Source organism: Pyxidicoccus xibeiensis, from assembly GCF_024198175.1.
Taxonomy (GTDB): Bacteria; Myxococcota; Myxococcia; order Myxococcales; family Myxococcaceae; genus Myxococcus; species Myxococcus xibeiensis.
Genome location: NZ_JAJVKV010000010.1, coordinates 56,852 through 74,457, shown reverse-complemented (window position 1 = coordinate 74,457; position 17,606 = coordinate 56,852). Strand labels below are relative to the sequence as shown.

At 71.9% G+C, this 17,606-nt stretch carries 14 protein-coding genes; 8 read left to right on the top strand and 6 right to left on the bottom strand.

The window, feature by feature from the left end:
* The first annotated feature begins 40 nt into the window (after window positions 1-40).
* The 8 genes from LXT23_RS34730 (at window position 41) to LXT23_RS34695 (ending at window position 13,426) form a co-directional block, all read left to right on the top strand.
* The gene (locus tag LXT23_RS34730; protein WP_407692932.1) at window positions 41-1,288 is read left to right on the top strand and encodes an aspartate aminotransferase family protein; all 1,248 of its coding nucleotides are present in this window, start codon (window positions 41-43) and stop codon (window positions 1,286-1,288) included.
* 119 nt (window positions 1,289-1,407) lie between these two features.
* Window positions 1,408-2,763 carry a J domain-containing protein gene (locus LXT23_RS34725; RefSeq protein ID WP_253984692.1) on the top strand — a complete coding sequence of 452 codons (1,356 nt, stop codon included), beginning with the start codon at window positions 1,408-1,410 and terminating at the stop codon, window positions 2,761-2,763.
* A gap of 17 nt (window positions 2,764-2,780) precedes the next feature.
* Complete coding sequence (gene dnaK / locus LXT23_RS34720; protein WP_253984691.1) at window positions 2,781-4,622, top strand: molecular chaperone DnaK; 1,842 nt, start codon at window positions 2,781-2,783, stop codon at window positions 4,620-4,622.
* Entirely contained in the window at window positions 4,623-5,483 is an 861-nt protein-coding gene (locus LXT23_RS34715; protein WP_253984690.1) for a tetratricopeptide repeat protein, read from the top strand. It begins immediately after the preceding gene.
* A 137-nt stretch (window positions 5,484-5,620) separates the two neighbouring features.
* Window positions 5,621-6,451, top strand: a complete 831-nt coding sequence (locus LXT23_RS34710) for a hypothetical protein (RefSeq protein WP_253984689.1) — start codon at window positions 5,621-5,623, stop codon at window positions 6,449-6,451.
* Entirely contained in the window at window positions 6,441-10,424 is a 3,984-nt protein-coding gene (locus tag LXT23_RS34705; protein WP_253984688.1) for a protein kinase domain-containing protein, read from the top strand. The genes LXT23_RS34710 and LXT23_RS34705 overlap by 11 nt, the downstream gene beginning before the upstream one ends.
* Before the next feature lie 57 nt (window positions 10,425-10,481).
* Window positions 10,482-11,909 carry a hypothetical protein gene (locus tag LXT23_RS34700; RefSeq protein WP_253984687.1) on the top strand — a complete coding sequence of 476 codons (1,428 nt, stop codon included), beginning with the start codon at window positions 10,482-10,484 and terminating at the stop codon, window positions 11,907-11,909.
* Window positions 11,910-11,935: 26 nt separating this feature from the next.
* Window positions 11,936-13,426: a Dyp-type peroxidase gene (locus LXT23_RS34695; protein ID WP_253984686.1), complete on the top strand. Its 1,491-nt coding sequence runs from the start codon at window positions 11,936-11,938 to the stop codon at window positions 13,424-13,426.
* A 9-nt stretch (window positions 13,427-13,435) separates the two neighbouring features.
* Here the strand turns inward: LXT23_RS34695 and LXT23_RS34690 are convergent, their stop codons facing one another.
* From LXT23_RS34690 to LXT23_RS34665, 6 genes are read right to left on the bottom strand one after another with little or no spacing between them, the layout of a single operon-like run.
* A complete protein-coding gene (locus tag LXT23_RS34690) occupies window positions 13,436-13,918 on the bottom strand; it encodes an FAS1-like dehydratase domain-containing protein (protein ID WP_253984685.1) in 483 nt (160 codons plus the stop codon).
* Between the two features lie 5 nt (window positions 13,919-13,923).
* Window positions 13,924-14,319 carry a MaoC family dehydratase gene (locus LXT23_RS34685; RefSeq protein WP_253984684.1) on the bottom strand — a complete coding sequence of 132 codons (396 nt, stop codon included), beginning with the start codon at window positions 14,317-14,319 and terminating at the stop codon, window positions 13,924-13,926.
* Window positions 14,320-14,352: 33 nt separating this feature from the next.
* On the bottom strand, window positions 14,353-15,273 hold the full coding sequence (locus LXT23_RS34680) for a hypothetical protein (protein ID WP_253984683.1): 921 nt from the start codon (window positions 15,271-15,273) through the stop codon (window positions 14,353-14,355).
* A gap of 2 nt (window positions 15,274-15,275) precedes the next feature.
* Window positions 15,276-16,445, bottom strand: a complete 1,170-nt coding sequence (locus LXT23_RS34675) for an SDR family oxidoreductase (RefSeq protein ID WP_253984682.1) — start codon at window positions 16,443-16,445, stop codon at window positions 15,276-15,278.
* A gap of 23 nt (window positions 16,446-16,468) precedes the next feature.
* Complete coding sequence (coaE, locus tag LXT23_RS34670; RefSeq protein ID WP_253984681.1) at window positions 16,469-17,065, bottom strand: dephospho-CoA kinase; 597 nt, start codon at window positions 17,063-17,065, stop codon at window positions 16,469-16,471.
* A 10-nt stretch (window positions 17,066-17,075) separates the two neighbouring features.
* Window positions 17,076-17,543 carry a hypothetical protein gene (locus LXT23_RS34665; RefSeq protein ID WP_253984680.1) on the bottom strand — a complete coding sequence of 156 codons (468 nt, stop codon included), beginning with the start codon at window positions 17,541-17,543 and terminating at the stop codon, window positions 17,076-17,078.
* Between the last annotated feature and the right edge of the window lie 63 nt (window positions 17,544-17,606).

Sequence of the window (17,606 nt, the reverse complement as noted above, 5' to 3'; positions counted from 1 at the left end):
ATATCCGGCTCGCACGCGCCGTCCGAAGGAGAAGCCTGCCTTGCCGCAATGCGAGCCGTCCCCCGCCGCCCCGAGTGCCCCCGGCATCACCCCGGCCAACAGCGCCCTCATCGAGAAGGCGAAGGCGCACCTGCTGCAGAACTACAAGCAGCAGCCCATCGTCCTGGTGCGCGGCCAGGGCACGCGCGTGTGGGACGCGGACGGGCGTGAGTACCTGGACCTGCTGGGGGGCATCGCCACCTGCGCCCTGGGCCACTGCCACCCGGAAGTCGTGGCCGCGGCCAAGGCGCAGCTCGACTCGCTCTGGCACGTCTCCAACGTCTTCTACTCGCAGCCTCAAATCGACCTGGCCGCGCAGCTCACCGAGTGGTCCGGGCTGCCACGCGCCTTCTTCTGCAACTCGGGCGGCGAGGCCAACGAGGCGCTGCTCAAGCTGGCCCGCAAGGTGATGAAGGACCGCGGCACGCCGGAGCGCTACGAGGTCATCTCCTTCGACAAGAGCTTCCACGGCCGCACGCTGGCCACCGTCACCGCCACCGGCCAGCCGAAGTACCACAAGGGCTTCGAGCCGCTGCCCGCCGGCTTCACCCACGTGCCCTACGGCGACATCGACGCCGTCCGCGGTGCCGTGGGCCCGGCCACCGCCGCCATCCTCGTGGAGCCCATCCAGGGCGAGGGTGGGGTGCGCGCGGCGCCCCCCGGCTTCCTCACCGCCCTGCGCGCCCTGTGCGACGAGCGCGGCCTGCTGCTGCTGGTGGACGAGGTGCAGACGGGCATGGGCCGCACCGGCAAGCCCTTCGGCTACATGCACGAGGGCATCCGCCCTGACGCCATCAGCGTGGCCAAGGCCCTGGGCAACGGCATGCCCATTGGCGCCATGCTCTGCCGCGAGGAGCTGGGCGCGAGCCTCACGCCGGGCACCCACGGCTCCACGTTCGGTGGAAACCTGGTGGCCGCCGCCGCCGCCAACGCGGTGCTGCGCATCCTCCGCCAGCCGGGCTTCCTCCAGGGCGTCCAGGACAAGGGCGAGCACTTCCTCGCCCGCGCCCGGGAGCTGCAGGCCCGCCTGCCTCCTGGCCGCATCGTCGCGGTGCGCGGCCAGGGCCTGCTGCTGGGCCTGGAACTGGACCGGGACGTGGCCCCGGTGATTGCCCGCCTCCGGGAGAGCGGACTGCTGGTGAATGCCGCCGGCGACCGCACCGTGCGCTTCGCCCCGCCCTTCATTGTCACCCCGCAGGAGCTGGACGAGGGCCTGGCCATCGTCGAGCGCGTGCTGGCCTCGCTGTGAAGCGGTGGATGTCCCACCCATCCCTCCCAATCCTGGGAAACCATGTCACGGACGTTTGACGCCCTGCGTCCGGACCACCTAGTCTGGGTATTCCCGCTGCCCTTTCGCGGACCGTCCCTGTGAGCGCGTCAAACACGATCGTCGGGCTGGGGGCCCGGACGGACCACATCGCCACGGTGCCCCAACTGGACCACGCCCGCCTCCAGCTCAGCGTGGAGGAGGGCGCGGTGCTGTCGCTCGTGGGGCGGGTGGAGCGCATCGACCAGGTGCTGGCCCGCTCGTCGCTGGGTGAGGCGCGCACCATCGCCGTGCTGCTCGCCCTGCGCGCCAAGGGGGCCATCGTCCCCGCCCGGGTGGTGCCGCGCACCACGCCCGCCCCCGTGGTGGATGCCGCCATGGCCGAGGAGGTGGACCTCGAGCCGGAGCGGAAGAAGGAGATCATCGACCTGGAGCGGGGCCTGGACTCGCTGGACCACTTCGCCGTGCTGGGGCTGAAGCCGGGCGCCCAGGCGGCGGACGTGAAGCAGGCGTACTACAACGCCTCGCGCCGCTTCCATCCGGACCGGTACTTCGGGAAGAACCTGGGCAGCTTCCGCGCCCGGATGGAGCGCATCTTCCGGCGCCTCACCGAGGCCCACAACGTCCTCACCCAGCCGGACAAGCGCGAGGCGTACCTCCGGGCCCACCCCGCGCTGGGGCTCGCCGCCGCCGCCGCCACGCCGCCGCCCGCGGCTCCGCGGCCCCCCGAGCCCCCTCCGCCGCTCACCCCCGTGCCGGCGACCGCCCACGTCGCTTCGCCGGCGCCGCCGCCCCGGCCTGTGCCGCCGTCCATGCGCACCCCGCCGGTGCCGCCCCGTCCGGCGCCCGCGCCCCCGCCGCCGGTGAATGACGCCGAGTCCGAGGCCCGCCGCGCGGAGCGGCAGGCCCGCCTGGCCCGGCACCCGTACCTGGCGCGCAGCGGCCGGCTGACCGAGCTGATTGCCCGGGGCAGGGCCGCCATCGCCCGGGGCGAGTGGGAGCGCGCCTACCAGGACTTCCACCAGGTCCAGACGCTGGACCCGAAGAACCGCGAAGTCGCTGCGCTGCTGGTGGAGGCCCGCCGCAAGCATGACGAGCAGCGGGCCGTCACCGAGCTGGCCCGGGCCAGGGAGCTGGAGCAGCGCGGCGACTCCAATGCGGCACTGGTGGCGTACCGGCTCGCCAGCTCGCTGGACGACCAGAGCGCCGAGGCCGCCTTCCGCGCCGCGCAGCTGGGCTACCAGCTGGGGCAGGATGTAGCAGAGGTCCGCTCCCTGGCGCAGCGCGCCGTGGAACGGCAGCCGGGGCGCGTCGAGCACCATGTGCTGCTCGGAAAGGTGCTGATGGACGCCGGATCGAAGAAGCTCGCCAAGCGGGCCTTCGAGGAAGCGGCGAAGGTGGACCCGGACAACGCGGAGGCGAAGGCGGCGCTCAAGAAGCTCCGCTGGACTTTCTAGGATGTGTACGGTTCCCCATGGCTGAGCCCGAACCCCTCATAGGCATCGACCTGGGGACGACGAACAGCATCGTCGCCACCGTCCAGGACGGCCAGCCCATCGTCATCAAGAACCGCACGGGGCTGGCGCTCACGCCCTCCGTGGTGGCGGTGTCGAAGAACGGCAAGCGGCTGGTGGGCACCATCGCCAAGCGCCAGGCGATTACCAACCCCCAGGAGACGGTGTACGCCGCCAAGCGGCTCATCGGACGCAAGTTCTCCTCGCACGAGGTGCAGGACGCGCTGCGCTCGCTGTCCTACGAGGTCGTCGCCGGGCAGCACGACGACCTGCGCATCCGCATGGGCGGCAGGGACCTGTCCGTCCCGGAGATCAGCGCGATGATCCTCCAGGAGCTGAGGGCGGACGCGGAGGCGCACTTCGGCCGGCCCGTCAGCAAGGCCGTCATCACCGTGCCGGCCTACTTCAACGACGCCCAGCGCCAGGCCACCAAGGACGCGGGCCGCATCGCCGGGCTGGAGGTCTTGCGCATCATCAACGAGCCCACCGCGGCGGCGCTGGCCTACGGCTTCGGGCGCACGGTGAACGGGCGCGTGGCCGTGCTCGACCTGGGCGGCGGCACGTTCGACGTGTCGGTGCTGGAGATCAACCAGGGCGTCTTCGACGTGGTGGCCACCGGCGGCGACACGTACCTGGGCGGTGAGGACTGGGACAACCGCATCATCGAGTGGCTGGTCTTCGGCTTCGCCAAGGAGCACGGCATCGACCTGCGCAAGGACCGCATGGCGCTGCAGCGGCTCAAGGACGCGGCGGAGAAGGCCAAGGTGGAGCTGTCCGGCGTGCGCGAGTCGCAGCTCAACCTGCCCTTCATCAGCACGCCGCCCGGTGGCGGGGCCGCGCTGCACCTGCAGGCCGCGCTCAGCCGCGACAAGCTGGATGACCTGACGTCCGACCTGGCCGAGCGCGTGGTGGGCATCACCACGGAGGTGCTGGGCGAGGCGGGCGTGCGCCCCTCGGAGCTGAAGGAGGTCATCCTGGTGGGGGGCATGTCGCGCATGCCCAAGATCATCGACGCGGTGCGCGGCTACTTCCGCAAGGAGCCCTGCAAGGGCGTGCACCCCGAGGAAGTCGTGGCGCTGGGCGCCGCCATCCAGGCGCACGCGCTGGTGGTGCAGGAGGGCGAGCTGCTGCTGCTGGACGTCACGCCGCAGAGCCTGGGCGTGGCCATCGCCGGCGGGTACGTGCGCCGCATCATCCCGAAGAACACGACGGTGCCCACGTCCGCCACGGAGGTCTTCGCCACGTCGAAGGACTTCCAGCGGGTGGTGAAGATCATGGTGCTCCAGGGCGAGCACGAGCTGGCGCACCAGAACGAGCTGCTGGGCGAGTTCGTCCTCACCGGCCTGCGCGAGGCGCCGCGCGGGCAGGTGGAAATCGAAGTGACGTTCGACATCAACGCGGAGGGCATCGTCTCCGTGTCCGCGCGCGACAAGGAGACGGGCCTGCGCCAGTCCATCACCGTCACCGCGTCCAGCGGCCTCACGGAGGAGGAGCTCAAGCGCATCATCGACGAGCAGCGCGGCTACCTGATGGCGGCGCGCATCTCCGAGGAGCTGAAGACGAAGCGCATGGACCTGGACTCGCTGGCGCGCGACGTCATGGACGCGCTCACCCGGGCGCGGCTGCTGCCGGGCGGCGGAGGGCTGGGCCCGGACGTGGTGCCCCGCGCGGAGCAGGCGCTGGAGCACGCGCGGCGCGTGCGAGATGGCGAGGACGTGGCGGCGCTCGGCCGGGCCTGCGAGCTGCTCTCCGGGTGTCTCACCCAGCTCCGGGGCTCCACCCTGAGCGGCACGGGGCGATAGATGAGCAGCCAGCGGGCCAACCAGCTCATCGAGGCGGGACTGTGGCTGCGCCTGAGCGGTGACACCCAGGGCGCGCAGCGCCTGTTCGAGCGCGCCCTGCAGCTGGACCCCGGCAACGCGCGCGCCCGGGAGTTCCTCGACGCGGCGACCGCGACGCTCTCGGGAGCGGGGCACACGCCCTTCTCGCCGCCTCCGGTGGAGGCCGTGCGGACGGCGGGCCGTATCGCCACCGTGCCCTCCCTGGAGGGGGACTGGGGCGCCTGGGCGGAGGGGCAGGGCGGGCCGGTGGAAGCGGACCGCAGGACGCCGCCTCCGGTGACGCTGCCCGCCGCGGCGGGTGGCTCCGGCGGTGACGCAATGGACCTGCTGGCGCGGGAGGAAGCGCTCGACGCGGGTGAGGCCGTCGTCACCACGGTGGACACGCAGGAGTACGGCGTCCCGGAGGGCACCACCCAGGAGTACGGCGTGCCCGCCGCGGAGAGCGAGCTGGAGCTGCTGCTGCGCGGCGCGGAGGACCTGCTGGAGCTGGACGACCACTCCGGGGCGGTGGACCTGCTCTTCAAGGCGCAGGAGCTGGCGCCGGGAGACCCGCGCGTCGAGGCGCTGCGCCAGCGCAGCGAGCGGATGCTGATGGCCATGCTGGAGTCCAAGCTGGGGGACCTGGGGCGCATCCCCCGGGTGCGCCTGCAGCCGGACGACATCATCTGGCTCAACCTGGACCACCGGGCCGGCTTCGTGCTCGCGCAGATTGACGGCTCGGTGACGTACGAGGACCTCTTCGCCCTGTCGGGGATGACGCGGCTGGATACCGCCCGCATCCTCGCGCAGCTCCTGGACGAAGGCGTCATCGCCGCGTCGTAGCCCCGGCGGCTCCCGTCCCCGGGCCTGGGAGCGGGCCCTCGCTCTGGCTCCCTGGCGCTCCGTCACTCGCGCGCGTCACACGTGAGGTGCCCGTGCTCCCTCCGTGGGGGCTGGAACAACCGCGAGGAGCGCAGGCCATGGCAAGACTCCAGGTGAGCAGGGCGCTGGGACTCGCCGCGGGCGCGCTCGTGACGCCCCTGCTGTTTCCCTTCTTCCTCGTCCGGGGGCGGCGCTTCTTCCACACCACCGGACTGCTCCACATGGCGCACGTCGTGCCCCCGCCCGGTGTCCTGCCCGGAGCGCCCGCGGACCTGGCGTCACGGCTGGTGGGCCCCGCGCTGGTGCGCTTCTCGGGCGGCCTGTTCTCGAAGGACGAGTGCAGGGACTCGCTGGGCCTGGGCCTGCGCTTCCACTGCCAGCCCCTGCCCACCGCCATCTACTGCAAGGGAGACCAGGACCTCACCCTCATCACGGCCCCTTCCTTCTTCCCGGCGAAGCTGCTGGACGCGATGAAGCAGACCGACGGGCGGGACTTCCTCGCCAACACCTACCACGGCGTCTGGCCCTACGAGGCCGCGGGGCTCGGCCGGGTCTCCCTGCGCATCACCCCCTCGGGCGCCGGGGCCCCGGGGAAGGACCGCGCGGAGCGGCTCGAGAACGCAGTCGCGCGGGGCGCGGCCCGGCTGCTGCTCGAGGTCGCTCCGGCCGGCTCGGACCTCTACCTGCCCGTGGCGGAGCTGCGCATCGGCGCGCGCCTCTCGCCAGCGCTGGAGGAGACCTTCCGCCTGCACGCTGGCAGTGGCGGACGCGGGCTGCAGCCAGCGGGGTTCTGGCACGCGGTGCGCGTCGTCCCCTATGTCGCCAGCCAGCATGCACGGAAGCTGGCCCGCTCCCGGAGGCTGCGCCGCGGAGGGGGCACCGCGGACGCTCCCACCCTCCCCAGGTTGCCCCTCTCCGATGCCGCATGACCTCCGCATACCCCCTTCTTCTGGAGGGGAGTCGGACTTCGGCGACTCCCTGCTGCGCGAGGTCGCCCGCGCCCCCGGGACGTACCCCAAGCCGGGGCGAGGGGCGAAGCTGGGGGGCCTGGATGACCAGCGCTTCGAGCTCCTGGACGAGCTGGGAGAGGGCGGCATGGGCTGGGTCATGCGCGCGTGGGACGCGCACCTCCAGCGCGTGGTGGCGCTGAAGTTCATCGTCCCCCACGAGGCGCTGGTGGACCTGTCGCTGCGCGAGGCCCGCGTCGTCGCGCGGCTGGACCATGAGAACATCGTCCGCGTCTTCGACGTCCAGGCCTGGTGCCCGTCGCAGGGCGCGCCCCGCATTCCCTTCCTGGTGATGGAGTACCTGGAGGGCGAGTCGCTCGCCGACCTGCTGCGCCGCGAGCGGCCGGACCTGCGCCGCACGCTGGACATCATGAGCACGGTGGCCGCGGGCCTGGCGCACGCGCACGAGCACCACATCGTCCACCGCGACCTCAAGCCCAGCAACGTCTTCCTCACCCGCCGGGGCACGCTGAAGCTCATCGACTTCGGCCTGGCGGACCTCGCGGTGGGCGGCACCCCGTACCTGCCCCAGGCGGGAACGCCCCCGTACATGGCACCGGAGCAGTGGCGCGAGGAGCCGCTGGACGAGCGCACCGACATCTGGGGCGCGGGCGTCATGCTGTACGAATTGCTCACCGGCGAGCTGCCGTACCCCGTGGCGACGCTGAAGGCGCTGCGGGAGAAGGTGCTGTCCCCCGAGCCCGTGCCCTCGCTGCGCGAGCGCCACCCGGAGCTGCCGTGGGCGCTGGAGTCCCTCGTGGCCGTGGCGCTGGCCAAGGAGCGCTCGAAGCGGCTGCTCTCGGCCGCCGAGCTGCGCGACGAGCTGCGCGAGCTGGAGGAGCAGCTGCGGCCCGGAAAGGTGCCACGCGCGGCGGCGGCGCCGCAGCGGCGGCAGGTGACGCTGGTGTCCTGCCGGCTGGAGGGACTCGCGGGCCTCGCGCGGGGGTTGGACCCCGAGGACTTCGGGGAGCTGGAGGCGACGTTCCACCGGGCCTTCTCGCAGCTCATCCAGGCGCATGGTGGCTTCGTGGCGATGTGCATGGGCAACGAGGCCCTGGCCTGCTTCGGCTATCCGGTGGCTCACGAGGAGGACTCGGAGCGCGCCGTGCACGCGGGGCTGCGGCTGGATGCCGCCGTGCGCGAGGCGCTCCAGGAGCGGCTGAAGGACGTGTCCCAGCGGGCCTCGTTCGTGGTGAAGGTGGGCATCCACACGGACCAGGTCGTGCTGGATGGCACCGTGCAGGAGCTGCGAGGCGGTGCGCCCAGCATCCAGGGCGACGCGCCGGAGGTGGCCGCCTGGCTGGCCCTGGAGGCGGGGCCGGGCGAGGTGGTGCTCAGCCACGAGGCCTACACCCTGGTGCACCGCGCCTTCGACACCTGCGCGCGGGGGCCGCGCGGCTTCGACGGCTCGCGCCAGGTGCGGGTGTACCGCGTCCTCGGGGCGCGGCGGATGGAGTCCCGCTTCGACCGGAAGCTCGGCATGAGCGAGGGGCTGTCCCCCCTCGTGGACCGCGAGCGGGAGCTGACGGCGCTGCTCACGCAGTGGGCGCGGGCCCGTGAGGGGCAGGGGAGCCTCGTGCTGCTCCAGGGCGAGGCGGGCATCGGCAAGTCCCGCCTCATCCAGGAGTTCCTCGAACGCGTACCGCTGGAGCAGGCCTTCCGGCTGAGGGCGCAGTGCTGGTCCCAGTTCGTCACCAGTGCCTTCCACCCCGTCATCGAGGCGCTGCAGCGGCTGTGGCTGTCTCCGGAGCGCTCCCCCGCGGACAGCCTGCGGGGGCTGCAGACGTGCGTGGCCTCGTGGGAGTTGACGCCCATGCAGGCGCACCTGCTGGGGGCGCTGCTGGGGCTGCCGGTGGCCGAGCTGCCCGTCCACCAGCGGCTCACGCCGGAGCGGCAGATGGAGGAGGTGCTGGAGGCGCTCGGAACGCTGCTGGTGCATGGGGCCTCCGTGCATCCGTTGCTCCTGGTGATGGAGGACCTGCACTGGGCGGACCCCTCCACCCTGAAGCTGCTGGACGCCTTGCTCGCGCGGGTGCAGTCGGCGCGCATCCTGGTGGTGCTCAGCGCCCGGCCCGAGTTCCACGCGCCCTGGACGCCGGGCCCCGGCTTCCACACGGTGGCGCTGGAGCGCCTGTCGGCGGAGTCCACCCTGCGCCTGGTGCGCGAGGTGGCGCATGGCCGGACGCTGCCGGAAGCGCTGGTGCGGCAGCTGGTGGCGCGCACGGACGGCGTCCCCCTCTTCGTGGAGGAGATGACGCGCGTGCTGCTGGAGGGCGGCGCCGCGGCCTCCATCCCCAGCACGCTGCAGGAGCTGCTGCTGGCCCGGCTGGACACGCTGCCCCGGCGCCAGAAGGAGCTGGCGCAGCTGTGCGCCGTGGTGGGGCGCGACTTCACCCGGGAGCTGCTCGCCCACGTCACCGGCATGGCCGAGGACACGCTCCGGCGGCACCTGTCGGCGCTGGTCGCCGCGGGCCTGCTGCAGCGCTTCGAGGCCGGCTACCAGTTCCGGCACGCGCTCATCCAGGAGGCGGCGTACCAGTCGCTGCCGCGCGCGGTGCGGCGAGAGCACCATCGCGACATCGCGCGCTGCCTGGTGGAGCACTTCGAGTGCATGGTGGAGTGCCGGCCCGAGCTGCTCGCCCACCACTACACGGAGGCGGGCGACGTGAAGCCGGCCATCGGCGCCTGGACGCGGGCCGGCGTGCGCGCGGCCCTGCGCTACGCCAACCAGGAGGCGGTGAGCCACCTCACCCAGGCCCTGGGCCTGCTGCGCGGCCTGCCCGCGTCCACGTGGCGCTCCCAGCGAGAGCTGCAGCTGCTCCTGGTCCTGGGGTTGCCGCTGGTGCAGCTCCAGGGCTACTGCTCGCTCGAGGCGGAGCGGACCTACGGCCGCGCCTTCGAGCTGATGCACGAGCTGGGGGATGCGCAGTCCCCACCCGAAGTGTCCTATTGGGGCGCCTTCGCCTACCTCTTCAGCCAGAAGCGGTTCCGGGATGCCAACGAGGTGGGGGAGCTGCTGGTGCGCCTGGGGCAGCGCCAGGGCATCGACGAGCAGCGCGCGCTGGGGCAGCGGATGATGGCCACCAGCTCCTTCAACTGGGGCGAGATGCCCGTGGCCCTGACGCACATCGAGCAGGCGCTGGAGTTCTCGGGAGACCCGGCCGACCTGGCGCGGCAGCGGGCGCTCGCGATGAAGCACTGGCTGAACCCTCGCGCCATGGCCCTGGCCTTCAGCTCCGTCATCCGCTCGGCGCTCGATGACCTGGACGTCGCCCGGCTGCAGGCCCGGGAGGCGGTGGAGCTGGTCGGCAGCCTCGGCCACCCCCACTCGGGTGCCGGCGCGCTGACCTATGCGGCCATCGGCGCGCAGATCCGCCGCGATGCCCGGAGCACCCTGGCGTGGGCGGACCAGTGCATCGAGCTGTCGCGCGAGCACCGGTTCCGGCTCTGGCTGTGGTGGTCCATGCTCCTCAAGGGATGGGCTCTCGCCTGGCTGGGGCGGGCCGAGGAGGGGCTGGAGCTCATGCTGCGGGCGCTTCCGGACTATGAGCGCTCTGGCTTCCTCACCGGCACCCCCCACAACTTCGGGATGCTCGCGGAAATCTACCTGCGGCTGGGGCGGACGGAGGAGGGGCTGGAGGCGGTACGCAAGGCCCTGGACCCCGGCAACTTCGAGCAGGGGGAGCGGGGCTGGGAGGCGGACCTGCACCTCATCCAGGGGCAGCTCCTGGCGCAGCTCCACCAGGATGGGGCAGCGCGAGGCGAGTACCTCCAGGCCCTGGACATCGCGCGCAGACAGGGGGCGCGGCTCTACATCCGGCGAGCGCAGGCCCGGCTATGGCGGCCGCGCGACGAGGTGGGCGGGGTCCTGGACAGCCTGTCTGCTGGGCAGTGAAGCGGACCGCTCACGAGTCGCGGCGCCCCACTCCGTTCTTTACGGAGGGATTCACTCATGGGGCCCAGACGCTTCAATCGCACACGGGACACGCTGACCGCCATCGTACCGGTCCGCTCCGAGCCGGAGCTGCTGGAGGCCCGGCTGGCGAGGATTGGCGACGACATCCGTGGCAATCCGCACATCCCCTTCCAGCGGCTGGAGACGGCGCACTTCCTGAGCTGGGTGCTGGTGCCGGGGCCGCGCGACGTGCACGGAACAGAGGGCGCTCCACGGCTCGTCTGCGAGGCCAGCTTCGAGGGCCCCCGCGACGTGTTCCTGCGCGAGCTCCACCGGGAGGCCGGGGACGCGCTGAGGGCCCAGCTCTACAGCCACTGCGAGCAGGCGCCCGGGGCCGACGCCGACGGGTTCGAGGCCTTCTTCCGCGCGCACTCCCGCGAGGCCGCGTTCCTGTACACGGCCTATCCCGGCCTGCCCGCCCACCAGATTGACGAGGACGACCGCGCGCACTGGTACTTCCATCGGCTCATCGTCACGGGCCTGGAGTCCACCCGGCCGGGGCTCGCGAAGTCGGCGCGGGGCGCGGAGGACGTGCGCGCCGACCAGCTGGTCGACCTGTGCCACGGCTTCGTGGCCCAGGCGCTCGGCGGAGCGGCGATGCGAAGCCGCCTTCCGCCCGGCTCACGGACGAGGCGCGAGTCCTGGCGCACGAGGCTCGGCCGCAGCCTTCCGGTCCGCGTCCTCCGGACCTCCCCCATCCTCCCCTCCGTGGTCGTCGCGGCCCTGCTGCTGGGCCAGGACGTCCTGTCGTCCGCGTGGGAGCAGTGCAGGGCGCGCTTGGGACACCGCGCGCAACCCCGGCGCACGCCGAGGTTGGAGCGGCTGCATGCCCGGGAAGACCTCCAGGGGCAGAACCACCTCACGCACTACGTGGCGCTGAAGCCGGGACTGCTGCGGCGCCCCGCGCTCCGGATGGTGCTGTGGGGATGGGGGCGGCTGGCAAAGCTCTGGTTCACCCAGGGCCACCTCGGCGGAATCGAAGGCATCCACTTCGCGCGCTGGCTCCTCATCGACGGGGGCCGGCAGGCCTGGCCCGCGCTCCGCTGGCCCCTGCTCACCCGCGGGCGGCACAGCCTGCTCTTCTTCAGCAACTACGACGGGAGCTGGGAGAACTACCTCGGCAGCTTCATCGACCGGGGCGGCATCGGGCTGACGACCATCTGGTGCAACACCCAGGGCTTCCCGAAGACGCGCTTGCGCTGGACGCCGTCGAAGAAGGGGCTGCCCTTCACGCTCGAGCTGGGCTCGGACAGGGCGGAGGCCTTCAAGCAGTGGGTCCGCGAGCACCAGCTCCCCACCCTGGCCTGGTACAGCCGGCATCCCGACAAGAGCGTCGCCAACATCCGGCGCAACCGGGAGATCCGCTCATGGGCGGACGTGGGCTCCGACCCGCTCAAGCGCAGGCAGTGGTTGCAGTTGCTGTAGGCACTCACACCGGAAGGAGGCACGACATGCAGAGCCGATTCGACTTCGAGGACATCCAGGCCATCCTCTTCACCGCGCATGGAGGACTGCGCCTCGCGCGCCATGTGTTCCTCCAGTTCGGGGACGCCGAGCGGGCAAGACACTGGCTGGGCCGGCTCGCGAACGAGGTGACGACCGAGGCGCACGTCCAGCAGGTCCAGGCCGGACGGGGAAGGGCGGAGTCGGCGCTGCACGTCGCCCTCACCGCGGAGGGACTGCGGGCGCTGGGGCTCGCGGACGACGTGCTGGACACCTTCCCCCTGGAGTTCCTGGAGGGAATGGCCCACGAGAATCGCTCGCGCGTGCTGGGAGACACGGGCCGCAGCGCGCCCGGGAACTGGGACTACGGCGGGCCCGGTGCGCCCATCCACCTGGTGCTCATGCTCTACGCCGCGGGAAGCGAGGGGCACCGTGGGGTGCTGGAGGCCCTCCATGCCCGGCAGCGCGAGCACTACACGGCCCATGGGCTGAAGGAGCTCGCGCGCCAGGACACGGTGCAGCTGGCCAGGCCGGGGGAGAAGCTCAAGGAGCCGTTCGGCTTCAGCGATGGCATCACCCAGCCCGGCATCGAGGGGTACCACAAGCCGTCCACCCAGGGCCTGAGCGTCAAGCCGGGAGAGTTCATCCTCGGCTACGAGAATGCCTATGGAGAGCAGCCCCTGTCGCCCGCCGTGCCCGCCGCACTCGATGCCGGCCAGCACCTTCCCGGAGTCGGGGCAGGCGCGGTGCTGAAGGACCTGGGCCGCAACGGCACCTACCTGGTCCTCCGCAAGCTGCGGCAGGACGTGGAGGCCTTCGAGGCGTTCCTGGACGCGCACAGCCGCGATGCCAGGGAGCGCGAGTGGCTGGCCGCCCGGCTCGTGGGCCGCTGGCGCAGCGGCGCGCCCACGTCCCTGTGCCCGGCGCAGGACGACCCCGGGCTGGGCGAGGACCCGAGCCGCAACAACTGCTTCTCCTATGCGCAGGACCCCCAGGGGCTCATGTGCCCGCTCGGAGCGCACATCCGCCGCGCCAACCCCCGCGACGGGCTCATCCCCGGCAACCGAGAGGCGTCCCTGAAGGTGGTGGCGCGCCATCAGCTCCTGCGGCGCGGCAGGCCCTATCACGAGCCGGACGGCGCGCAGGGCGGGGAAGCGCGGGGGCTCATCTTCATCGCGCTCAACGCCAACCTCCGGCGCCAGTTCGAGCTCATCCAGCACAGCTGGCTGAACAGCACGAAGTTCAACGGGCACTTCGACAGCAAGGACCCGCTGCTCGGGGACAACCCCGAGGCAGGGCCGGGCGAGGTCCGCGCGCTGCATGGCGAGGCGGCCGGCACGGTGACCATCCCCGACTTCCCAATTGCCCGGCGCATCGAGGGCCTCACCCGCTTCGTCGACGTCCGGGGCGGGGGCTACTTCTTCCTGCCCGGCGTCAACGCGCTGCGCTTCCTGGCCCGGCTGCCGTCCGCGGCCAGGCGGCTGGCCTCCGCGGGGTGAGGGCCCGGCTCAGGAGTTCCGGACGACGCCCGTCCAGGTGCCCTTCACCACCACCGTGCCGTGCTGGTTGCGCGACTCGCTGGTGACGACGATGAAGCCCATCCGGGCCTTCTCGTAGATGTCCGCGATGCGCCCGGTGCTGGTCATCACGTCGCCGGGGCGCATGACGTCCAGGAACTCCAGCTCCTGCTCGCCATGCACGACGTTGGTGATTTGGATGCCCAGCTGCGGGTCGGTGAGGGCGGCGCTGAACGGGCGGATGGCGAAGACGACGGCGAAGCTGGGGAAGGCGATGAGGTCGCCATACGGCCCGGCCTTCGCGGCCTGCGCGTCGTAGAGGAGCGGGCTGACGTGGGGGGGCGGCTCGCCGGGCGTGCCGGCGCCGGGCTGCGCGCCGCCGATGGCGAGGGCGAACTCGCGCATCTTCTCCGCGCCGAGCGTGTAGACGAAGGGGCCGTACTCACGGCCGATGAGGCTCTTGTCGAGGGCCATGGGCGTCATTCGATGGAGGCTTCGACGACGGCGCCCTTGAGGACGTCCTCGCCGCGCTGGTTGGTGGCGGAGACTTCCGCCGTGAGCCGGCCGTCCTGGATGGCGGTGACACGGCCCTGGAAGGTGATGGTGTCTTCGGGGCGCACCGGCTTCGAGAAGCGCACCCGCACGCGCCGCACCCGGCCCGGGTCTCCCACGAAGTTGCCGACGGCCTCCACCGCCCAGCCCAGCGTGCACAGCCCCTGGAGGATGTTGCCGCCGAGCCCGACGGCCTTTCCCGCCTCGGGGTCGATGTGGATGGGGTTGAAGTCCCCGGAAGCACCCGCGTAGTAGACCGGCCGGTACCGGTCGCACTCGCGGACGTGCGTGAAGGTGTCGCCTGGCTGGAAGGTGCGTGGCATCACCTTGCTGTCTACCACGCCACCGCGCCGCGCTCAGTCCAGGAAGTTGTAGGCGTAGCTGCCCTGGCTTCCATCCGGCATGTAGAGCACCACGAACGCGGTGCCGCTCGAGGGCACGGTGAACTCCACCGTGGGGTTGCGGCGCGAGAAGAGCGGCCGCCGCAAGTCACTGGAGAGGTACACCTCCACCACCGGCAGCACGCGGCTCGAAGCGCCATCGAAGTGGAGGCGGTAGCTGCGCCCGCTGAGCGCGGAGAACTCGAACCAGTCCTCATCGCCCCGGTACTCGAAGCGCCCGAAGACGCTGTCCGTCGGGTCCGGGACGAGGCTCGTCGCGAAGTCCGGCTCGTCCCCGTGGTCGTCCTCGCCCAGCTCGGTGAAGGTCAGCACGTACGGGCCGGTGGCCGCGGAGATGTCCAGCGGCGAGTGGCTGACCCGCAGGAAGTAGGGCGCCGTGGTGGGCGTCTTGAAGGACATGTCCACGCGCGGCCGGCCATCCACCGAGTCCAGCCACGCACCGCCCTGGTCGAACGCGTCCACGCGGGGCAGCAGGCTGCCGCCCTCGGGCACCACCGTCACCGCGTAGATGCGGCCCGCCCGGCCCTCGAAGCGGAAGAAGTCCAGGTCGCCAATCGGGTCGATGCTCTGGGGATGCGGCCGTCCGTCCGGCACCAGCGGCCGCGCGCGGGCCTGACAGTCGTCCGGCTCCGCGCCGTCCCCGGGGTGCTCGGCGCAGTTGGCCTCGCTCACGCGCTCGCACGCGCCGCTGGGGCGGGCCACGTAGCCCGGGTCGCACAGGCACCGCGCCTCGTCCGCCTCGATGACGCACTGGCCGCGGTTGGGCTCACGGCAGGTGGACGGGCCACAGACGGGCGTGTCGCCACCGGAATCGACGACACAGGCGGAGGTGACGAGGGCCGCCGCGAGGGCGAGGAGCGAGGCGTGCGTACGCATGGTCAGCGGCCCTGACGGGGCGAGGCGTCGGTTTCTTCACGCTCCGGTGAAGGGCCGTGGTCCAGCGGGTCGTCCTCCTCGGAGCCCTCGCGGCGCTTGCGGTACTGCTCGCGCACGTAGGCCACCAGCTGGTCCAGATAGGAGGAGAGGGGAGGGCAGCGCACGCCCGTGCCGTCCAGCAGCTCCAGCGTGTTGTGGCAGTTGTAGATGGCCAGGTGGTTCACGTAGCTGATGGCGGCGCGCTGGGGCCGGGCCAGCTTCTCCAGCACGGGCAGCCGCAGCATCACGTCCGCCGCCCGGGCGGAGAGGTTGAAGCGCGGCAGCTTCTTGTTCGACTTCTCCGCGATGAGCTCGTACACGCGGCGCGCGCTCATGGGGTTGGGGTCCACCAGGTGGAAGGTGCGCCCCGCGGCGCGCGGGTCCTTGGACAGCCGCAGCACCGCGTCCACCACGTAGTCCACCGGCACCACGTTGAGCGGCGCCACGCCGTTGCCCGGCAGCGGCAGGGGCACCACCAGTGGGGACGTGACGAGCAGGATGCCCAGGTAGTAGGGCCCCTCGAAGCGGTCGATTTCGCCCGTGCGCGAGTCGCCCACCACGCTGGAGGGCCGGAAGACGGTGATGGGGAGGTTGGCGCCGGCGCGCTGCACGAGCCGCTCCGCCTGGAACTTCGTCTCCTCGTAGGCGTTGCGGAAGCCCTGGCCGCGGTCCAGCTCGTCCTCGGCGATGACGCCCACGCGGTCGCCCGACACGTAGCAGGTGGAGAAGTAGTTGAAGCGCGCCAGGTGCGCGCAGTCGCGCGCCAGCTCCAGCATGTTGCGGGTGCCGTCCACGTTCACCCGCCACGCGGTGTCCTTGGGCACGCCCAGCTGGGCCACCGCCGCCAGGTGGAAGATGTCCGTCACCCGCTCGCACAGGCGCTGGTACTCCTCGCCGGACAGGCCCAGGTGCATGTCCACCACGTCGCCGGTGAGCAGCTCCACGGGGGCGCCCTTCACCTTCGCCGCGTGCTGCTGCGCTTCCTTGAGGTGCTTGGGCTGCACCAGCGCGTAGATGTGCCCCTTCGGGTCCTCCCGCGCGATGTGCTCCACCAGCCGCTTGCCGATGAACCCGGGGTAGCCGGTGAGGAAGTACGTCCCGGCGCCGCCGGCCTTCTTGCGCGTCTCGCTCATGCGGCGCGCAGCATACCCGCCCGTCAGCCGCGCGCGAGCATGGCCCGCCAGACGGACTCCACCTGGGCCCGGGTGGACGCCACGTCCTGGCTGTTGTCGATGAGCCAGGTGGCGTGCGCCCGCTTCTCGTCCAGGGGGAGCTGGGCGGCCAGCCGGGCCTCGGCGGCGGCGGCGTCCAGCCCGTCCCGGGACATCAGCCGGGCCTTCTGCACGTCCCGCGGCACCCACACCACCACCACCCCCTCCATCCAGCCGTGCATGCCGCTCTCGATGAGGAGGGGGACGTCGTAGATGACGCGCTCCACCCCCTGGGCCTCCAGCGCCTGCACCTTCGCGGCGAAGGCGTCGCGCACCAGCGGGTGGATGATGGCGTTGAGGGCGGCGCGCTCGGCGGGGTCCGAGAACACGCGTGCGCCCAGCTTCACCCGGTCCAACCGGCCGTCCGGGCCCAGCACGCCGGGGAAGCGCTCCGCCACGGCGGCCAGCCCCGGGGTGCCCGGCTCCACGACCTCGCGGGCGAGCACGTCCGCGTCCAGCACGTGGGCGCCCAGCTCCCGGAGCATCCGGGTGACGGTGCTCTTGCCGGAGGCGATGCCGCCCGTCAGCCCGAAGACGTGCACGGGCCCGGGCCTACTTCGCGGCCTTCTGCGTGGTGAAGGTGAACGACTGCACCGTCTTGCCGTCCTCGTTGAAGAAGATGGCCAGCCCCAGCTTGGGGTAGAGGAAGTAGGTGCGGAAGTCGTCCGTCAGCTTGCGCATGTAGCACGGGGTGGCGGGCGCTGCGCCGGACGGGCAGGCAGGGCCGTAGCTGTTCTCGATGGTCTCCTTGTCGATGACCGGACCGGGGAACACGTCGATGCGCTCCACGAGCTGCGAGCCGGGGTCCACCTTGAATTGGGCCTGCGTCGTGCCCTTGATGGCCTCCTTGCCCAGGTAGGCGATGATCTCCTTGCCGTCCTGGGTGACGGTGCGGGAAGGCTCACCGAACTTCTTGATGATTTCCTCGCGCTTGGACGAGCCCGGCTCGATGCCCTGCCAGGGCTTGGCGGCAGCGGGGACGGCAATGGCGAGCACGGCGAGGATGGTCAGGGTCCGCATCACGACTCCTCTCCCTAACGGAAAAGCACACTCTTTCAAACGGATGATGCTGGCCAGCATTCA

Excerpts from the sequence above, each read along its gene's own strand:
- dnaK (WP_253984691.1), top strand. The coding sequence starts at position 2,781 with ATGGCTGAGCCCGAACCCCTCATAGGCATCGACCTGGGGACGACGAAC.
- LXT23_RS34675 (WP_253984682.1), bottom strand. The coding sequence starts at position 16,445 with ATGAGCGAGACGCGCAAGAAGGCCGGCGGCGCCGGGACGTACTTCCTC.
- LXT23_RS34680 (WP_253984683.1), bottom strand. The coding sequence starts at position 15,273 with ATGCGTACGCACGCCTCGCTCCTCGCCCTCGCGGCGGCCCTCGTCACC.
- LXT23_RS34665 (WP_253984680.1), bottom strand. The coding sequence starts at position 17,543 with ATGCGGACCCTGACCATCCTCGCCGTGCTCGCCATTGCCGTCCCCGCT.
- LXT23_RS34710 (WP_253984689.1), top strand. The coding sequence starts at position 5,621 with ATGGCAAGACTCCAGGTGAGCAGGGCGCTGGGACTCGCCGCGGGCGCG.
- LXT23_RS34690 (WP_253984685.1), bottom strand. The coding sequence starts at position 13,918 with ATGGCCCTCGACAAGAGCCTCATCGGCCGTGAGTACGGCCCCTTCGTC.
- LXT23_RS34695 (WP_253984686.1), top strand. The coding sequence starts at position 11,936 with ATGCAGAGCCGATTCGACTTCGAGGACATCCAGGCCATCCTCTTCACC.
- LXT23_RS34685 (WP_253984684.1), bottom strand. The coding sequence starts at position 14,319 with ATGCCACGCACCTTCCAGCCAGGCGACACCTTCACGCACGTCCGCGAG.
- LXT23_RS34705 (WP_253984688.1), top strand. The coding sequence starts at position 6,441 with ATGCCGCATGACCTCCGCATACCCCCTTCTTCTGGAGGGGAGTCGGAC.
- LXT23_RS34700 (WP_253984687.1), top strand. The coding sequence starts at position 10,482 with ATGGGGCCCAGACGCTTCAATCGCACACGGGACACGCTGACCGCCATC.
- LXT23_RS34715 (WP_253984690.1), top strand. The coding sequence starts at position 4,623 with ATGAGCAGCCAGCGGGCCAACCAGCTCATCGAGGCGGGACTGTGGCTG.